This is a genomic window from Streptomyces spiroverticillatus (genome assembly GCA_014650415.1).
Taxonomy (GTDB): Bacteria; Actinomycetota; Actinomycetes; order Streptomycetales; family Streptomycetaceae; genus Streptomyces; species Streptomyces spiroverticillatus.
The window spans coordinates 1-16,868 of sequence record BMUX01000030.1 but is presented as its reverse complement, the minus strand read 5'-3'; the positions used below and the strand labels follow the sequence as shown (position 1 = coordinate 16,868).

Genomic DNA, 16,868 nt, shown 5'->3' with positions numbered 1-16,868 from the left:
GTGACGACGCCGGACCATACTGGTTTGGTCATCGGGTACGCGGCTTGGGTTCGGAGACAAGGCGCAGGTCGTCCGCGATGTGCTCGAGTTGTGTGAAGGATGCTTCAACTTCGGTCCAGGCCAGCTTGCCCACAGTGCTGTTTTGGTCGCGAAGCTCCATCAGGTCGCGGAGGCGGTCGAGGGAGGTTCCCAGCTGCTCCTGGAACAGGGTGAGGGCGTCGGCCTCACGCTCGGCATCGGTCTTCCCTTTTCGTGCGCCCGCGGTTTTCCACCCGTGCCGAACGGCACTGCGCAGTTTCGCGTTGTAGGTGGAACCTCGCCAGTTGCCGGATTGTTCGACAAGCTCTTCCTTCTCAGCGTCCCACCAACGGGGGGCCAGGCCAGTACGCACGCGCTTGATGGCATCCGCAAGGATCTGCCTGCCTTCGGCCTTATCCAGGAGCCCTTTGATGATCAGGCCGATGTTGGTACGGGCAATTGTGGTCCCGGCATCTGCTTCCGCTGAGCCAGCCGCCGCCATCAGGTGCCCGCTCATCACCAAGGAGATCATCCCGAGTACACCGAGCAGCAAGGCGGCCTGGGTCTGCCCTGCGTCCGCACGGACGAGGAGCTCGTCGACCTTGTCGTCGGTGTCGACGTTTTCGACCGGCCAGGAGTTAGTGACGAGGTCCTGCCACAGGCATCCCGTCTCCAGAGCGGTCCGCGGCGAGTTCGTTGGCATGCTCGCGGAGTAGGAGCGCAGCCCTAGTTCGACGATCGGCCCGTTGCGGCGGCTGAGTACGAGGTACCCCTCGGTCTGCAGCTTGCTGCGCACCAGCGAGTTGAACAGCGGGCTCGTGTAGGTGAGCTGCTGCAGGACAAGGGCGAAACGCAGGTCGGGAAGCGTGGGGTTGAAGCCGAGCTTCTCCATCGACGAGGCGACGTTGCCCCGGCCGATCAGAGCGTCGCGCATGGGCTGGGCCTGCGCCTCGGCGCCAAGAAATCCTTCGTCGTGCAACCCGTTAATGATCTCCTCGGCCTTTACGGCGTTCTTCGCGCCATCGGCGAACACCTTGCCGCCTGTGTTCATCCGCAACAGCAGGGAGCGGACCGCTGCGGGGAAGCGCTGCATCCCACGATCGGCGTTGTCGTCGCGGTACCCGACAATGACCGTGACCGGGATGGTCACGGCGTTGAGGGTCATTGCTGCCTTGTTCCGGGCCGTGATGTCGGCCGGGGTTCCGGTACGAGGGTCCTTGAGACGTTTGTGCGCCGACTTGATCACCTTACGGACCAGCTCTCGACGCCGGTGAAGCGACATCCGCATCAGGTGCGAGGGCCGCATCTCCACGGTTTTCTTGCTTTCGTCTCCGATGAGGGAGTCGTCCACCCAGCCCCGGGGCACCGGGATGCGGTGGTGGCAGAAGGCGAGGCGGCAGTTGCCGTCCACGGCTGTGAGGTCTTCGGCGGGCTCGCCGCTCTCGGACTTGAAGGTTGCTGGGACCAGCATCAGGGGACGTTCGACCAGTCGCTCGCCCACTTCCTGTGGGTTGTCGACCAGTACACGCGAGGCAGACCGATCGACAGACTCCAGGATGTCCTTGTACCTGTCCGGATGGACCAAGACCGCATGGGTGCTGTGGGGCTCGGGCATGGCCAGCGCCGTACGTACGTCGGTGGCATGCGGATCGGCTGAGTAGGACGCCTCGGTCAGCAAGCGGTCGTTCTCGATCGCGAGCGAAACCATGGGGGAGTAGGCCCGATAGGAGATGACCATCAACCAGCCGTTCTCCACCCGATGACGCTCGACACGGATGCCCTCGAGCTGCTGGGGCTCGACGGCGCCTTGGACGAGACGGCGGATCCCGTCAGCGGAAAGATTCACGTCCGGGTGCTGCTGCAGGTACTCCTCTGCCCGCGTCGTTGCACTCAGCGGAGGAAGCCGGTGCTCGAATTCGCCGTCGGCATTGCGGAAATCGGTGACGGGGATAACGCGGACCTCAGTGTCGGTATCGACCGGTTCGAGCTCCGGAATCATGGTGTCGCTCATCGCGACCGCCCTTCTGGGTACGGCCGCGCACAAAAAAATGGCGCGGCCGGCGGAATTACGCGAGGCAGCACCATGGGGAGCTACGCACCCTCATCGCCGCCGGAGGACCACAGTCCGACCGGGGCTACTCAGCGCCAGCACACCAGCCGTTGGCAATCCGGTTGCCCACCCTGGAAGTTGAGAGCGGGGAGACACGGGGCGTGCGCCTTCAGACCGCGGTCCTATGCGCAGGCGTTCGGCCGCTACACCAGCGGCGTCAACGAACCAGAGTAGTACTCGCTGGTCTGCCGCAGGACTGGATTCCCGAAAGAACCCGAGCCGTCGTACTACAGCACCCGCCGGACGTCCCAGTCGAAGCCAGCCCAGTACCCAGCGGTTCCGACGGTTTCGACGGTGCGCCGCGGGTTGGGGGCGTGGACCATCTTGCCGCCGCCGAGGTAGAGGCCGACGTGGCCCCAGTTGCCGTTGTTGTTGATGACGATGAGGTCGCCGGGGCGCATCTGGTCGCGGGAGACCTTGGTGCCGACCTTGCGCTGCTCCTGGGAGGTGCGGGGCAGGGTGAGGCGGGCGCCTTGGTAGAAGGCGTAGAGCATGAGGCCGGAGCAGTCGTACCCGCCGTTGCTGGGCCCGTGGATGGTGCCTCCGCCCCACACGTACGGGGTGCCCTTCGCGGCGAGGGCCGCGTCGATGACCGCCTTGGCCTTTCCCGTCGCCTTCCCGGCCGGGGAGCCGGCGGCCGCTGCGGCGGGGCCGAGCCTGTCGTAGTCGCGGATGTGCCCGGTGACCTTGGTGACGTACGTCTGGGAGTGGTTGTAGCGGAAGACCGCTTTGCGGAGCTGGGCTTCGTTGGTGAGGTCGGCGGCGTGGGTGCCGCAGAGGTAGGCGGCGGCCGCGAGGGTGGCGTCGAACGCGTTGTGCGGGTCCTTCTTCTTGTCGCCGTTGCCGTCTTGTCCGGAGGGGCCGTTCCAGGTGGCGGGGATGAACTGCATGGGCCCCACCGCCCGGTCGTAGGCGGTGTCGCCGTCGAGTTTCCCGTTGTCGGTGTCGCTGTGGGCGTCCTTGTTCTCGCCCTGCCCACTGCCGTTGAGGCGCACCCCGATGATGCGCGGGGTGATGTTCCCGTTTTCGGCGATGGTGCGGCCGCTCGCATGGTTGGACTCGACCATCCCGATCCCGGCCAGGACCGACCAGCGCATCCCGGCGCACTTGGGGCGGATGATGGTGATGTTCTGTGCGGCCTTCTCGTACGCGGACAGCATCACCGCGTCGATGCCCTGCACCGCGGCGGGTGCCCCTCTGGCACCGGCCGTCCGGGAGCGCTTCTGCTTCTCGTCCTGGTGGCCGGCGGCGCCGTTGGCGACCGCGGCCACGAACAGCAGGAGCATTCCCAGGATCAGGGCTATCGGTGTCAGGAGGACGGCGCCGGCGAGGGCAAGCTTCTTGCCGTCGGTCATGGCCGGCCCCCATGGGCCCCGGTACCCGAGCTGTTGCCTCGTCGCGCGGAGGCGGGCGGCAGTGTTTGGGGGCGCGGGTTGCGGGCCCGGTGAAGCCGGCGCTGGAGTAGGGCGTGGGTGGCGTTGGCGGGCGGCACGGTGGCCGGAGCCAAGCGCGGCCGCTGCCGCTGCGACCGCGGCGGTGGGGGAGCCGGCGCAGGCGGCGCCGGAGGAACGGGGGGTACCGGCCGTGGGGCGGGGCGGGGAATGCGGCGGGGCGTGGGCGGGCGGGGCGGGGTGTAGGGGCCGAGGCCGCCGCGGCCGGTGACGATGCGGCCCAGGGAACGGACGTTATGGATGCCTTCGTTGACGAACGCGTCCATGGGGGCGAACGTGCGCTGGACGTCCCTGAGCGCCGCAGCCTTGCCGGTGGCGATCTGCTGGGGCAGACGGGCGGCCGTGGCGCGGAGGTGGCGGGCGGCGCGCGGCCCGTAGACCGGCAGTCCGGCGGTGGCCTTCAGCCCGAACAGGGCGGTCTTTCCTGCCCCCTTGGCACCCACGCGGGCGACTTCGCCCACCGCGCGGCTGGTGCCGCGTACGGCGGTGCCGCCCAGGCGGGCGGCGAGGCGGCCGCCGGCAAGCCGGGTGCCGCCGAGCGCCGCACTGGTGCCCCCGGAGGCGGCGAGCGCCCCGAGCATGAGCCCCCCGACGAGCAGCCCCTTGCCAAGACCGCGCCGCTTGCGGGGGGACTCCAGACTGGCAGGGGCGGTGGCGCCGCCGAGCGGGCTGGCCCCGAGGCGCTGGCGGGCGCGCAGCACCATGCTCCGGGTGGAACGGCCCAGGCGCTTGCGGTAGAGGAACATGGCGACGCACACGAAGTCGATGGCGACAAACCGCACCGTCAGCCCGCCGGGCAGATCACCCTCGGGGGCGTTGAGGACGCCGTTGATCAGGACGATGAGGATCGCGAGGCAGACGACCGAGGCCAGGATCAGGGCGAGGCTGCGAACGATGGCCTGGGCCCGGTCCCACAGCCAGGCCCGTCCCGGCCCGGGCAGCACCCCGACGGCGAGCGCGACCTTCGCGAGCATGGCCTCCAGCGCGAGCCGGATCTGCCCGAAAAGGAACCCGCAGACGACGACGACCAGGAAGACAGAGACCAGCAAGGAGGCGACGAACATGAAGAACGCGCCGCCGACCTTGTCCACGGAGGCCTTCTTCGCGGCCTTGCTGCCGCCGACGCACTCCTTCTCGAACTTCCCGATGGGCCCGTTGCTGGTGAGCGCCTCCCGGACGACCTTCTTAGGAATCTCGCCGACCGTTTCGTACGTGCCGCCGAGCAGATCACCGACGACGGGGAACTTCTTGAGGAAGTCGCTGTCGTTCTTGACGGCCTTGTTGAGGGCCTCGTCGATGGTCTGGTCGAGCATGGCCTGCTCGATACGGGAGCTGCGGAAGGCCTTGCCGCACTTGCCGTCGAAGACGCGACCGTAGGAGAGCAGCATGGCCGGGCGGGCCACGAACGCGTCGACCAGCGCATCGATGATCGGCCGGGCCAGGGCACTGGACGCCGTACGGACCTGCGCGCCGACGGTGCCTCCGGCAGCAGAGCGCTCCCACTGGGCGTCGGTGGTGGGCCGGCTCTCCTCGATGGCCTCCTGGTCCAGAACCAGCGCGGCCGCCTCCAGAGCAAGGTCGCGCACGACGGCGATGGCCCCGCTGTCCTTGCTCAGCAGCAGCTGGGGCGGGGAGGCGAGCGCGCCCACGGTGAGCGCGGAGATGACCAGCGCGGCCACCAACTCGCCCCAGCCGCGCACCCGGCTGCCGAACATCAGCTGCCACGCTGCGGTGACCAGCGCCATGGTGAGGGCCAGTCCGGGCAGTCCGATCTGCACCACCACCCCGCCGTACAGCGACGAGGAGACGTGCAGGGCCGGTTTGAGGAGCAGCCCGGCCAGGCTGAAGGAGAGACCCCAGGAGATCAGGAAGCAGGGAAAGATGATCGCCCACTTGTTGCCGAGGAAGAGCATCTCGACCATGAAGTGCGCCGCGCTCAGGTCCCATTCGGTCCAGTCGCCGGTATCGGCGTAGATGCGGTAGGACGTAACCGGGTTGCCCTCGCGGTCAGTGACCCCGAAAGAGCCGAGGATGCCGTCCTGGGCCGCCTGCTCCTTCATGTAGTCGGCCACCCGCTGCCGGTAGGCGGCCTCGGCCTTCTTTTTGGCGTCCCGCTCCCTCTGGGCGGCGTCTTTGAGCAGCGGACTGTCGCTCGGATCGGCCGGCTGCGCGGGCGGGGGCCGCAGCGGCGGCTTGGGCGCCAGCGGTCCGTCGGGGCGCAACAGCGGGTCCGTCTCGGGGCCGAGCAGTACCGGCGGTGTGGACGCTCCCGGAGCGGGCGGCGGCACGGGGGCGGCGGCCGCCGCCCCCGCCAGGAGTGCCGACATCACGACCGGCAGCAGCACAAGCAGCAGCCCGATCCGCAGAACACGCTGGGGCCGCAGCCACCGCCGCCCCCGTCGCACGATCGCATCCACGAGCCCTGGCCCTCGCGGAACACACGCCAGGGCACGCACGAGCACGCGGGTCCTTCCGCTGGCGGGCACGGGCGGCGTACCGGCCCGGCGCCCGGCGACGGTCATGGCGGGTGTGGACCTGGTCATGCGGCCTGTCCGTGCATCGGCTGGGAGTGGATGGCGTCGGCGGCCTGCTGGTCGGCGGGCAGGGTGACCTGCATGGCGCCGATACGGCCGCCCAGGTCGCGGTGCAGACACTCGCCCGCCCTCGCGGCCCGCTGGGCGTCGTCCAGCTCGGGTCCGGCCGGGGACAGGCCGGAGGTGACCAGAGTGATCAGGTCTTCGTCGTCCGGGTCGCAGCCGAGGAAGGCCAGGCCGCGGCGGGCCAGATGGCGGTCGGTGTGGCGGAAGAGGAACTTGCGGGCGATCAGGCCGCGCAGAAGGCGGCCCTTCTCGCTGGACTCCGAGCCGATGTCGTCCTCGTCGTGGCTGCCGAACAGCGCGCCCGCGTTGTGCTTGCGGCCGTCCTTGGTGAGCTCCAGGGCGAGTTCGAGACCCTCCGGGCTGGAGGTCAGCCACCAGCACTCGTCCCACACCGCGAGCGCGAACTCGTCCCCCCGCGCGTAGACGATCTTCCGGCAGAGGGCGGCGATCAGGTACATCACCGCACGGCCGAAGGTCTTCTCGAACTCCAGCTTCTCCAGCCGCCCCGCCTCCAGCTCGCTCTTCTTCGGCAGCACCAGCGAGGACACGGCGAACACCACGCTGTCGGCGGTGGAGTCCCGTACGACGGGCAGCGACTGGTCGAAGATCGCGCGGGCAAGGTCCTTGCGGCGCACGGCAGCGAGCCGACGGGCCGCCATCGCGGACGGCCCGTCCCCGTTCGCCCCCCGGTTCGTCAACTCCTCCAGGAGGACCTGCATCGACGGCCCTTCCTGGGCGAGGACGGCCTCGACGGCCTCGGAGAGGGCGATGCCCTCGTCGCTCATCGGCGCCAGACCCAGCAGCAGGGTCAGGAACGACTCGGTGAACCGCTGCGCCTCCCCTTTGGCGGTGAAGATGCGCAGCGGGTCCAGGGAGAGGGCGGCCTGGTCGTCGACGGTGATGACCTCGCACTGGCCCGGGCAGGCCCGGGCGAAGCGCACCCACTCCTGCTGCGGGGTGCGGTCCACGACAACCGCCCGCCCCCGCCGTACCCCGCCGCGCTGCCGGCGGCCCGCAGCGAGCACGGAGTAGACCGCCGACTTCATCGCCACCGACTTGCCCGCGCCGAGCTCGCCGACCATCGCGGCGGTCGCCGAATGGTTCTCCGCCGGCCCGCGCAGCCAGTCGATCAGCACCGGCCGTACCCCGCCGCTGGACAACTGCAGCCCGTACAACGGGCCCGTGGCGTCGCCGAGCCCGGACCCGGTGTAGGGACCGGCCATCGCGAAATCCCGCGCGAGGAGGTACTGGGAGTACTGGGAGAGCACCGGGGGAACCGAGGTGCCGGGCAGCATCCCGTACCAGAGCCGCTCCTGCTCGCCGCGCGGTCGGGCGAAGGTGTACTCGCCGCCGCCGAAGTGCCCGGCCAGCTCCCCCGCCCGCCGCTCCGCCTCCTCCGGCGTCTCCCCCCACACGCACAGGGCCGTCATGGCCCGCACCTCGACCTCACTCGCCGAGGAGGTCAGGCGCTCGCGGTACTCGTCCAGCCCGCTCGCCGCCTTGTCCACCGACGCAGGCACCCCGGCCGTCTCGCCCTCGTACTCGCTGTACTGGTTGGCCAGCTCGCGGGCCTGGCGGCGGGTTTTCGCCTCCGCCTCCGCCCCGCCCGACACGTGCAGGCGCACCACCCAGTCGACGGGGAAGGAGAAGTCGTCGAGGACCGCGAGGTGTTCGGAGCCGGGGAAGGAGAACGCTTCGGGCATCTCGGCGAGCGCGAGGAGCGCCTGGTAAGAGGGCCCCCACTCGGAGGTCACCTCCAGCCACCGCCGTGCGAACGGGTTCGTACGCCGCCCCGCCGCCTTGGCCTGCTCCCGCCCCGGTCCGGGGTTCATGGTCCCGTCGGCTCCCGCGACGTTCCTCAGGCGGTCGCCGCCCTCAGCGAGCACCACCTGCCCCAAAGCAGCCGCTCCGCGCCCGCGCCCCCGCATCCGCCGCACGCCGCTCGCCTCGTCGGGCAGCAGCGGTTCGGCGACGCCACGGCGCGCACTGTGCCCGTAGATCCACAGAATCTCCGCCGTGGAGGCCGGACGCAGGGCGATCCCCGCAGGCCACATTGACGCCATCTGCGCGGCCTGCGTGAGCCGCGCCGCTTCCTCACGCGCGGACACCGCCTTCGGCAGCAGCCCCAGCTGCCAGGCGACATCCGCGCGGGCCGAGGCGACCATCTCCCGCACCCGCTCGCCGCGGGACATCGAAAGCGGCACCGCCAGCCAGTCGGTGCGCCCGGTCAGCTCCAGCTCCCCGAGCTGCCCGTGCAGCAGCTGGACGGTCTCGCGGTAGCGGGGCGAAGCGGCCATGTCGATGTTCGTGCACATCTTGGTGACCACGCTCTGCGGGTCGACGGCCGGGCACAGGCTCAGCAGCATCGACTCCCCCCGCAACTGCTTGACCAGCGTCTCCAGCTGACGCAGCCGCTGTTCCTTGGCCCTGCGCGAGGTGCGCGCGGCGTCCGCACCGGCCACCCGGTACACCGCCCACACGCTGCCGTGCACGGTCCACACCACGTTCTGCGCCACATGCCGTACCGGCATCCGCATCCCTCACACCCCCTGATTCGTCTTCGTCGAGCGGCTGCTGCCAGCACGGGAGACGGCCTCCTGGCGGCGTGCGTGAAGCAGCGCAGAGGCCGCCGAGACCGGCGCCCGCCCGGTTCCCGCGCGCGACGGCACGCTCGCGGCCGACCGGATCCCGGCACGAGGCGCAGACATGGCCGTGCGCAGCGCGGGCGCGGCGAAGCGTTGCGACCGCACGGGGCGTACCGGCCCCCTGTCCGCCGAAGTCCCGTCCGGCGAGCCCGGATTGACGGTGACGGTGCACACCCCGATCAGCGGCCGGTACCGGCCGACCGCCGCCAGCGGCCTCCCGCCCAAGCGGCCCGCCGCCGGTGAGGTCAGCAGCCCCACCGCGCTGACGGCCACCGCCAGGGGGTTGCGGCCGTCGACCCGGACGTGCCGCACCAGCAGCGATAGCCCGTACGGCACCCCGATGGCGATCAGGATGTTGCCCAGCCCGAAATGGGCCCACAGGTCGCTGGTGAGCAGCAGCCCCGCCAGCGAGACGAGCAGCACGGCCATCTGCGTCATCGTGTACGGGCCGCCCCACAGCCGGGCCCGCCCGCCGGGCCACTTCCCGATCACCGCAGGATGCTTGCGCGCCTTGGTGTAGCACCGGCCGACCAAGACCTCGCCCGCTCCCCCCGCAACGGGGGCGGCAGCCGCACTCACTGGAGCTCACCGCCCGGGCGCACCGGACTCTGCTGGCCAGTTTCAGCGAGCCGTACGACTGCGGTGCCAGCACCCTGGTCGTTCTTCCCCGGGGGCGCCGCGGGCCCGTTGGGGGTGAGGTCCTCGCCGACACTGTCGCGGAACACCACCCCGTTGATCACCACGAACCAGAGGGCGAGTCCGCCCAGGGCGGCCGCACCGGCGGCGATGATCGATTTCGTCTTGTGCCAGGTGGCGATCGTCGAGACGGTCACCATCAGCGACATCACGGTGAACTTCAGCAACTTGTCGATCTTGTTGCCGAGCGTCGTGGCGTCGTCGATCGTCGCGGCCAGGACCAGGTCCGTCAGGTTGTTCATCGTGCATCTCCGTTGGGGGTGAGTACGGGAGCGCCGCCCACCGAGGCGATCTCCCACCGTCCGTCGCGCGCGGTGAGCGCGACGGCGTACGACAAAGGGCGCCTGGTTCCGGCCGCATCGGTCGCGGTGACCTCGGCGCGCACCTGACGGCGCACCCCGTCGGCCACCGGCGCCCCCGCCGGGAAGGCGGTGGCCGGGTCGTTGGTGCCGACCTCGGCGAGCTGCCCGAGGCCCACCTGCGTGTACGGGGCGGGCGAGAGCGGGGTGAGGGCGGTGCCGGGGGCGAGGTAACGGTCCAGCTCCCCGCGCCCGGCCAGATACGCGCCGAAGAACTCGGCGAGCGTGCGGGCCACAGGGTCGTTCTTGCCCGCCGGTGCCGGCTGGCCGTACGCGAGCGCGGGCACTTCGCCCGGGGCGGGCGGCCCCACCTCGGCGGGCAGGGACACCGCAGCCAGCCCCCCGTCGGGCCCGGCTTTCACCGGCACCTGGAAGTACCGCAGCAACGCGGCCCCGGCAGTCTCCTCGGGGGTCTTCGTCCCGTCCTTCACCGCCCCGGACACGGGCGGCCGGGTGCGGGAGGCGACGGTCACCACCCAGTACCCGGCACTCACCTGACGCACCGCCACCGGCGCCGCCTGCCCGACCCGCTGCGCCACCGCTCCGGACAGCGTCACCGACCGCGCGTCGGGGAGAAACGGGGCGAGCAGCGCCTCGTCGCCCTCCCCGGCCGCGAGGAAGGTAGTGACGAACAACTCGGCGAACCCGCCGGGACCCACCGCCGGAGCCGCCGGGGCCCGCTCCGCCCGTACGGCCGGAGCCGCGACGGTCGGCGCGGGCTGCGAGACCAGCGCCCACGCACCCAGCGCCGGACCAGCGAGCAACAGCCCCCAGGCCGCCCGCCGCAGCACGGTCACGGCGGCCGCCGCCGACCCCACCGACCCAAGCGCCCAGCCACCCGCCTCCACCGGCAGCCGCTCCCGCCCAATGTCGCCCCGCTTACCGCGACGGCGCTTCACCGCTGCTCCTCGCGCAACGCCGCCGCCTGCTGCTCCCGCACCCGTACGGGCAGCGCCGCCCACCGGGCGAAGGCGCGCTGCCCCCACTCCGCGTCCTGCTCCACGTGCCGGCGCATCAGCTCGACCGTGCGCGGTGCGAACGGCGCCACCTCCAACTGCGCGGCCAGCTCCTGCAACCGCAGGCGCGCCCGCGCCAACTCCCGTACCTCCGCACACCCGGTGCTTGTCCTGTGCTGCGCCACCGTGCTTCCTCCTGGGACCTGTGACGGCGGCCGTTCCGCCGTACACCCGCCCCAAGGAGGCGCACCGCCCCGGATGTGACAGAGCGGGCCCCACTTCCGCCTGCACGCAGGAGGCCTGCACCCACTGCCCGGCGAGCACCCTCAACTGCTGCACGTTGCGGCTGCACCGCTTGCGCCACGCGACCGCCGACACCCCGGCCCGCTCGGCCGCCTCCCGCGCCCCGGCACGGGTCTCCGCCGCGAGTACCTGCGCGCGCTCCGCCGCCAGTACCCCTGCCCGTACTGCCCAGAGGAGGAGTTCGACCAGCTCGCCTCGCGCCCCCTCCACCTCTTCCACGGAGGCGAGACCCGACTCGGCAGCCTGCTGGGCCAAGACGGCCCGGAAGGCTTCCTCAACCGGATCGTCTGCCGACGGCTCGCCCCGGAGGGCGGACCGGTCGGCGTCGTACGCCACGGCACCCTCGACCGCCGTCTCCACAGCGAGTTCGCGGCTGGCCAGGTGCAGGGTCTCCAGGAGCACGTTCGCCGCGACCCGCCGCTGCCTCGACAACGGGTACTGGCGCACCACCTGATACAGGCAGGCGAGGACGACCTGCCCGGTCTCGTCGAAGTCCCGCCCGTCCCGCAGCAGGCGCCGGGTCAGCCGCACCGCACCGGGCAGCATCGCCTGCACCACCACCCGCGCTGCCAGCCGGGCCGTCTCCCCGTTCCCCGCCGCGGCGTCCAGGAGCACGTAGAGCCACTGGTCGCTGTGCGCAGGGCCCAGACGGCGATCACGCCGCTCCAACTCTGCGAGGAGCTCTGCGAGTCCGCCCGCCACGTCGTCCGCGCTCAGGACCCCGCTGTCCTGGAGGAGGCCGTACACGGTCCTCGCGTGCGCGGCGTCAGCGTCCACCAGCGCCCACTCGGCGTCCAGCGAGTCAAAGACCCGCCACTGCTCGCCTACACCCACCACTCCAGCCACGGCACAACTCCTCAGCCCAAGGTCATCTGCCGTGCACTCTCCTCAGCACCCCTGACCCATCCGCGCACCCAAAGAGGTAAAGGAGCAGGTCAAACGGTTGCCCAAACACCCACCCGGCCATCGGGTCAGCGTCGAGCGCTGACCCGGGCCCGCCGGGTCAGCAGCCGAGGCGAAGAACCAGGCCCTGGGATCGGCTATGCCGGGCTTGGGGCGCCGCGGGGGTGAGTGATGCGACCCGCTGAGTGGACGGCGCTGATCACGACGCCCCGCACCCAGGACCACCGGCGGGCGATGTGATCCGGCATTCGCCGGTAGGGGCGGGTCCTTGCTGGATAGCGTGATCAGCGTCCCGTACATGGTGAGAGGGAAGCTGGAGAAGGTCGTTGAGGTGCTGCAGGAACAGGCGTGGGAGCTGACGTTTCTGCACGACGAACTCCTGCACCAGATCGACGAGTAGGCCGGACCCCGATCGCGGCCGCCTTCGTCGACGGGCCACTCTCGCTGACGCACCCCTCGCGACGATGCGGGGCCTCGTTTCCTCCTGCACGGTGCCTACGTACCGACAGTGGCGGTGCTGCGGACAGACCAACAGGTTGCGCAACCGGTTGCGTTGCCAGGTTGCGTTGCAGGTTGCGCAACTGATTGCGGTGCCAGTCGCGCAACAGGTTGCGGCTCGATTCCAGGCCCGGGCGCATCGAGGCAGGTCACGGGCTCAGGGTCAGCGTTGACGCACAACGACACCTCTCTCCCAGAGGGAGAGAGGTGTCGTTGTCTCTTCTCCGGGCCGGGCCGTCGGCTCTGCCCGGTTCATGTCCCGGTGTTCTGTGGCGGGACCAGGACGCGAAAGCGGGCCGTTCAGCGGCCGGCGCCGCGCCGCTCGCCAGCGATGACCGCGACGGTGATGACCGCGAGGAGTGCCCACGTCGCCCAGATCAGCGGCTGGAATCCCATCGTGATCGCGGTGACGATGCTGGCGATCAGGCTCGCTGCGGTGCACACGGTCAGTGCCTTGCTCGCGGTGCGCACGTTTTCCTCCTTCAGGTAGTCGCCGGTGGGGCAGAGGTGTTGGGGGAGACCGGAGGGACCGGAACCCCTGTGGAAGCGGGCCCCGGCCACTCCGTGCCGTCACTCGCGGCGGTGACGCCCCCGGTCCTTGCGCGTGCGCTTGGGCCGGATGGCGATCACTGCGGCGATCGCGGCCACCGTGTTCACCGCCAGGATGACGATGTTCACGATGAGGCTGATCTCCCCAATGTCCATGCTGTTCACCTCCTCTCTCCCCGTGGTGTGACACCAGCTTATAGGGGGGTCTATAAGAAAGCAAGACCCCCCTATAAATAATCTTGGAATCCGGCTACCCTGGCCGCATGACCACACCGCAGACCCCCGAAGCCGAAGCCGTCCTGGCCCTGGTGCGCCGCTTCCGGGGTGAACTGGGCGAAGCGCTGCGGGGAATCGACGACCTGATCTTGCGCGACCAGGCGGCCCGCTCCGCTCACGACGAGCTCGGGGAGGCGGTCACCGACGTACGGCAAGTGCGCCACGAAACCGTGGCAGCCCTCAAGGAGGGCCGCACCATGGCCGAGGTCGCAACGATGCTCGGTCTGTCCGTACCGCGCGTCCAGCAGCTGCTGAAGGCGAAGTAGGGGAGGAGGGGCGATGGTGCGCCGGCATATTACGACCTGTCCGACGGGCAAGGTTCGCTACCCGGACAAGATCACTGCGAAGATGTCCATGTCCCGGGCCGAGGCGGCCGGTCGGGGCGAACAGCGGGTGTACCGGTGCCCTCAGTGCCACGGCTACCACTTGTCGAGCAGCGCGAGGAAGCCGTAGCCCCGGTTGGAACCACGCTCGCCATTATCCGACGCAAGGGCATTTCACCTCCTGCTCTCGGCTTGGAACCAGGTGTGACTGGAATGTCGCTGACCTGGCCTTTTCCAATTGGGTCAGTGTTTGGGTCAGCACACGAGGCAGGGCGCTGGAAAAAGACAGCCCCCGCAACCGTCTGCCTTCGCCGTGACGTACTCGACCTCGAAGTCCTCCGGTACCTGCACATGCTCCGCCACCCCGGCCTCCGGCACAGTGCTGACCAGACGCTACGACCGTAGAAGCGCCGTGCCCGCAGTACCCGGAGATGACGGGACACTCCGCAACTTGCCCGGACATGACCGAGGCGCTTCGCAGCCGGGTGATCTCCGAGACTGCCCGGACATCCCAGAGACAGGACAGCCTGCCATGTCGTCTGCCATCGGGATGTCAGTGGTTCTGACATGAGGAGGTGGTGGTGTCGAGGCGTTCGTGCAGCGAGGTGAAGCCGACTCCTGACAGCGTCGAGCACTAGTAGGGCTTTCGCCATCGGCACCCCAGGGCTGGACGGCCTGATCCTGGCCGCCCTTCTGGATTGAAGTCCGGAGAGCGGCGAAGTCCCACCACCCCATGGGGTGGTGGGACTTCGGGCGTGGGCACGGCGGTGGTGCGGGTGGGGTGGGTCAGGCGGTGGCGGCGCCGTGGTGGTCGATGGCCGGGGGCAGGGTGCGGAGCCGGTCGCGGAGGTCTGCGACGCCTGCGGCGTCTGTGGTGGTGAGGTCGAGGGCCAGGCGGGATAGGCGGGTGCGGGTGGTGGAGCGCAGGCGGGCGGGCGGCACGGTGTCCAGGACGTGCAGTGCGCGGTGTGCGGCGTCGGCGGGCTGGGCGGGAGCTTCGGCCTGGGCCAGGACGAGGGAGGCCGCCGCCCACCCGGGCGTGCCGGTGGTGGTTGTGGTCAGCGAGGTTTCGGCGCAGGTGATGGCCAGGGCGGTGCGGCCGAGCCGGATGTGGGCTTCGGCTTCGTGGAGGGCGAGTTCGGCGGCGTCGAAGCCGAACCGGCCGGGGGTGAAACCGTTTGGGTCGGTGTCGAGCTGGCGGCGGGCGTCGGCGAGTGCGGTCTCGGCGTCGGTGGCCCGGCCTTGTCCGGCGAGGGCGGGGAGGTGCGCCCAGGCGTGGGCCTGGGCGCGGGGGAGTCCGGCCGGGGCGTGGGCGAGGGCGTGCTCGGCGAGGGTGAGGGCCTGGTCGTAGTGGCCGAGGGTGCGGGCCACCATGCTCTGTGCCCCGTACGCCCAGGTCGTCAGGCGGGCGTCCCCGGTGCGGGTGCCGTAGGTGACGGCGGCGGCGAGGTGGGCGCGGGCGCCGGTGAGGTCGGCCAGGTGGAAGGCGGCGTTGCCCAGGAGGGCGGACAGCCAGCCGATGGTGCGCCGCAGCTCGGTGGCGACCGGCTCGGTGACGGACGGCTCGACGAGTGCCTCGGTGAGGAGCCCCCGGGCGGTGCGCGCCTCGGCGAACAGGAGCGCGGGCGGGTGCGTGGAGTAGTTGAGGGCGTAGTGCTCGACGGCGGCCTGGGCGAGTTCGGTGACGGTGCTGCTGCCCGCCGGGTCGGCGAGGAGGGCGAGGTGGAGGGATTCACGGACGGCGGGGAGCCCTGCGTCTGTGGTCATCGGCAACACCATCTCCCGTACGAGGCCGTACGCCTCGGCGCGTGCATCGGTCTGGGGGCGACCGTACCGGACGGGCCCTGTCGCGTTGTCTCTGCCGGGGAGGCCGAGTTGGGCGGGGCGGGCCCCGTAGGCGCGGCAGAGCATGACCCGGTACTCCTCGCCCGGCCACTCGCGGGGGTTGTGCTCCCACCGGCAGAGCTTGGCCTCGGTGAGGCTGGGCGGGCGCAGCCCGTCGGCGACGTACAGGGCGCGGACCTGGGTGATGGTGTCGGCCCTCGACCAGCCCAGGGCGAGCCGCCATCCCTCCAGTGCGGATACCTCGGGCAGGGCGGTACGGATCGCGGTCACGGTGCGCTCGGTGCTGTGCCCGTGGCGCTGGCAGCGCATCCGGACGGCGGCGGCTTCGCGGACGATCTCGGCGCGGCGTGAGCGGGTGATCGTGAGCATGGGGCGCCCCCGGGGTGTCAGGCGGTCGGCTCGCTCACCGTAGCCGAGCCCTCACCGGCCCGGCAGGCCCTCGGGCACCCCGGGACATTGACACCTACCGTCAATGTCCCTGCCCCCGACGGGCAATGACGGGGCGCCAGGTGGAGCGGGACGCTGAAGAGGCAAGCCCGGCAGCAGGCCGGGACACCCCCCTCCTGGGAGGCACAGCATGGCCGAGAACCTCACGACGACCGAGAAGGGTGTGGGCGGCGGCCTGGTCGTGGCCCGCCGTCTGGTGCAGTCGGCCCGCGACCGCGGCAGCTGCCTGTCGGAGTCCGACGGCGGCGGCACCGGCAAGTCCGACGGCAACGACTGAAAGGCGCGGTGATCTAGCGGTGGCTTTCGTGTCCATCGCGGAGCGTCTCGGCCCGGACTTCCGGGCCGAGACGCTGCACCGCGACTACCTGCATGTACCCGGCGCCGTGCCCGATGTCGGCGCCCTCCTGTCATACGACGACCTCAACCACTTGATCGCCACGCACCGGCTGGAGCCGCCCCGGCTGCGGCTGTCGGCCGGCGGCGAGATGCTCCCGCAGCACCGGTACGCGGTGCCGGTCACCACCCGCCGCCACACCGTGTGGCAGCGCGTCCACCCCGCCGAGCTGCACCAGCGGCTCGCCGAGGGGGCCTCGCTGGTGGTCGACCAGATCGACCACCTGCACCCTGCGCTCGGCACTCTCGCCGACGAGCTGGAGTCCTGGCTGCGGACCGACTGCCAGATCAACGCGTACGCCTCCTGGACCGAAACCGAAGGCTTCGGCACCCACTGGGACGACCATGACGGTGCGAGCTGAAAGCTGCTCTGCCCAGTGGCGGCGGGCTGAGGTGGCCCGTCGCTCCGGCTAAGAAGTCATCTCATTTGGCGAGTCTGCGGTAGCAGATGAGGGTACAGGCGATGCTGGTGAAGGCGAGGAAGTGGTCGGCCTTG

General features: G+C 70.7%; 14 protein-coding genes. 4 read left to right on the top strand and 10 right to left on the bottom strand.

The annotated features are described in order from the left end of the window. Window positions 1-28: 28 nt before the first annotated feature. From IE269_RS39955 to IE269_RS39925, 7 genes are all read right to left on the bottom strand, one after another. On the bottom strand, window positions 29-2,029 hold the full coding sequence (locus tag IE269_RS39955) for a hypothetical protein (RefSeq protein ID WP_189828255.1): 2,001 nt from the start codon (window positions 2,027-2,029) through the stop codon (window positions 29-31). Window positions 2,030-2,355: 326 nt separating this feature from the next. After that, window positions 2,356-3,483 (bottom strand): C40 family peptidase, encoded by a 1,128-nt coding sequence (locus IE269_RS39950; protein ID WP_189828254.1) that lies wholly within the window; start codon window positions 3,481-3,483, stop codon window positions 2,356-2,358. After that, entirely contained in the window at window positions 3,480-5,996 is a 2,517-nt protein-coding gene (locus tag IE269_RS39945; RefSeq protein WP_189828253.1) for a hypothetical protein, read from the bottom strand. Before IE269_RS39945 ends, IE269_RS39950 begins: the two co-directional genes overlap by 4 nt. Before the next feature lie 122 nt (window positions 5,997-6,118). Continuing rightward, a complete protein-coding gene (locus IE269_RS39940) occupies window positions 6,119-8,710 on the bottom strand; it encodes an ATP-binding protein (protein WP_308437010.1) in 2,592 nt (863 codons plus the stop codon). Window positions 8,711-8,719: 9 nt separating this feature from the next. Further along, window positions 8,720-9,316, bottom strand: coding sequence for a hypothetical protein (locus IE269_RS39935; protein ID WP_189828251.1), 597 nt, complete (start codon window positions 9,314-9,316; stop codon window positions 8,720-8,722). A gap of 83 nt (window positions 9,317-9,399) precedes the next feature. Beyond that, window positions 9,400-9,762 (bottom strand): hypothetical protein, encoded by a 363-nt coding sequence (locus IE269_RS39930; RefSeq protein WP_189828250.1) that lies wholly within the window; start codon window positions 9,760-9,762, stop codon window positions 9,400-9,402. Beyond that, window positions 9,759-11,984: a conjugal transfer protein gene (locus IE269_RS39925; protein ID WP_189828249.1), complete on the bottom strand. Its 2,226-nt coding sequence runs from the start codon at window positions 11,982-11,984 to the stop codon at window positions 9,759-9,761. Before IE269_RS39925 ends, IE269_RS39930 begins: the two co-directional genes overlap by 4 nt. Before the next feature lie 325 nt (window positions 11,985-12,309). On the opposite strand from IE269_RS39925, the gene IE269_RS43550 reads away from it, so the two are divergent. Next, window positions 12,310-12,441, top strand: coding sequence for a hypothetical protein (locus IE269_RS43550; protein WP_268253649.1), 132 nt, complete (start codon window positions 12,310-12,312; stop codon window positions 12,439-12,441). Between the two features lie 398 nt (window positions 12,442-12,839). Here IE269_RS43550 and IE269_RS39920 read toward each other — a convergent pair whose 3' ends face one another. Both IE269_RS39920 and IE269_RS43545 read right to left on the bottom strand, forming a co-directional pair. Continuing rightward, window positions 12,840-13,010: a hypothetical protein gene (locus tag IE269_RS39920; RefSeq protein ID WP_189828248.1), complete on the bottom strand. Its 171-nt coding sequence runs from the start codon at window positions 13,008-13,010 to the stop codon at window positions 12,840-12,842. Between the two features lie 99 nt (window positions 13,011-13,109). Continuing rightward, complete coding sequence (locus tag IE269_RS43545) at window positions 13,110-13,244, bottom strand: hypothetical protein (RefSeq protein WP_268253650.1); 135 nt, start codon at window positions 13,242-13,244, stop codon at window positions 13,110-13,112. 107 nt (window positions 13,245-13,351) lie between these two features. Here IE269_RS43545 and IE269_RS39915 point away from each other — a divergent pair, with 107 nt between their 5' ends. Further along, window positions 13,352-13,630: a hypothetical protein gene (locus IE269_RS39915; protein ID WP_189828247.1), complete on the top strand. Its 279-nt coding sequence runs from the start codon at window positions 13,352-13,354 to the stop codon at window positions 13,628-13,630. An 843-nt stretch (window positions 13,631-14,473) separates the two neighbouring features. On the opposite strand, the gene IE269_RS39910 is transcribed toward IE269_RS39915, so the two are convergent. Beyond that, the gene (locus IE269_RS39910) at window positions 14,474-15,901 is read right to left on the bottom strand and encodes an NsdA family TPR-like regulatory protein (protein ID WP_229898539.1); all 1,428 of its coding nucleotides are present in this window, start codon (window positions 15,899-15,901) and stop codon (window positions 14,474-14,476) included. Between the two features lie 208 nt (window positions 15,902-16,109). Here IE269_RS39910 and IE269_RS39905 point away from each other — a divergent pair, with 208 nt between their 5' ends. Further along, entirely contained in the window at window positions 16,110-16,256 is a 147-nt protein-coding gene (locus IE269_RS39905) for a hypothetical protein (protein WP_189828246.1), read from the top strand. A 19-nt stretch (window positions 16,257-16,275) separates the two neighbouring features. Then, complete coding sequence (locus IE269_RS39900) at window positions 16,276-16,734, top strand: cupin domain-containing protein (RefSeq protein WP_189828245.1); 459 nt, start codon at window positions 16,276-16,278, stop codon at window positions 16,732-16,734. The last annotated feature ends 134 nt before the right edge of the window (window positions 16,735-16,868 follow it).

Excerpts from the sequence above, each read along its gene's own strand:
- IE269_RS39955 (WP_189828255.1), bottom strand. The coding sequence starts at position 2,029 with ATGAGCGACACCATGATTCCGGAGCTCGAACCGGTCGATACCGACACT.
- IE269_RS39950 (WP_189828254.1), bottom strand. The coding sequence starts at position 3,483 with ATGACCGACGGCAAGAAGCTTGCCCTCGCCGGCGCCGTCCTCCTGACA.
- IE269_RS39940 (WP_308437010.1), bottom strand. The coding sequence starts at position 8,710 with ATGCCGGTACGGCATGTGGCGCAGAACGTGGTGTGGACCGTGCACGGC.
- IE269_RS39930 (WP_189828250.1), bottom strand. The coding sequence starts at position 9,762 with ATGAACAACCTGACGGACCTGGTCCTGGCCGCGACGATCGACGACGCC.
- IE269_RS43545 (WP_268253650.1), bottom strand. The coding sequence starts at position 13,244 with ATGGACATTGGGGAGATCAGCCTCATCGTGAACATCGTCATCCTGGCG.
- IE269_RS39915 (WP_189828247.1), top strand. The coding sequence starts at position 13,352 with ATGACCACACCGCAGACCCCCGAAGCCGAAGCCGTCCTGGCCCTGGTG.
- IE269_RS39910 (WP_229898539.1), bottom strand. The coding sequence starts at position 15,901 with ATGCTCACGATCACCCGCTCACGCCGCGCCGAGATCGTCCGCGAAGCC.
- IE269_RS39905 (WP_189828246.1), top strand. The coding sequence starts at position 16,110 with ATGGCCGAGAACCTCACGACGACCGAGAAGGGTGTGGGCGGCGGCCTG.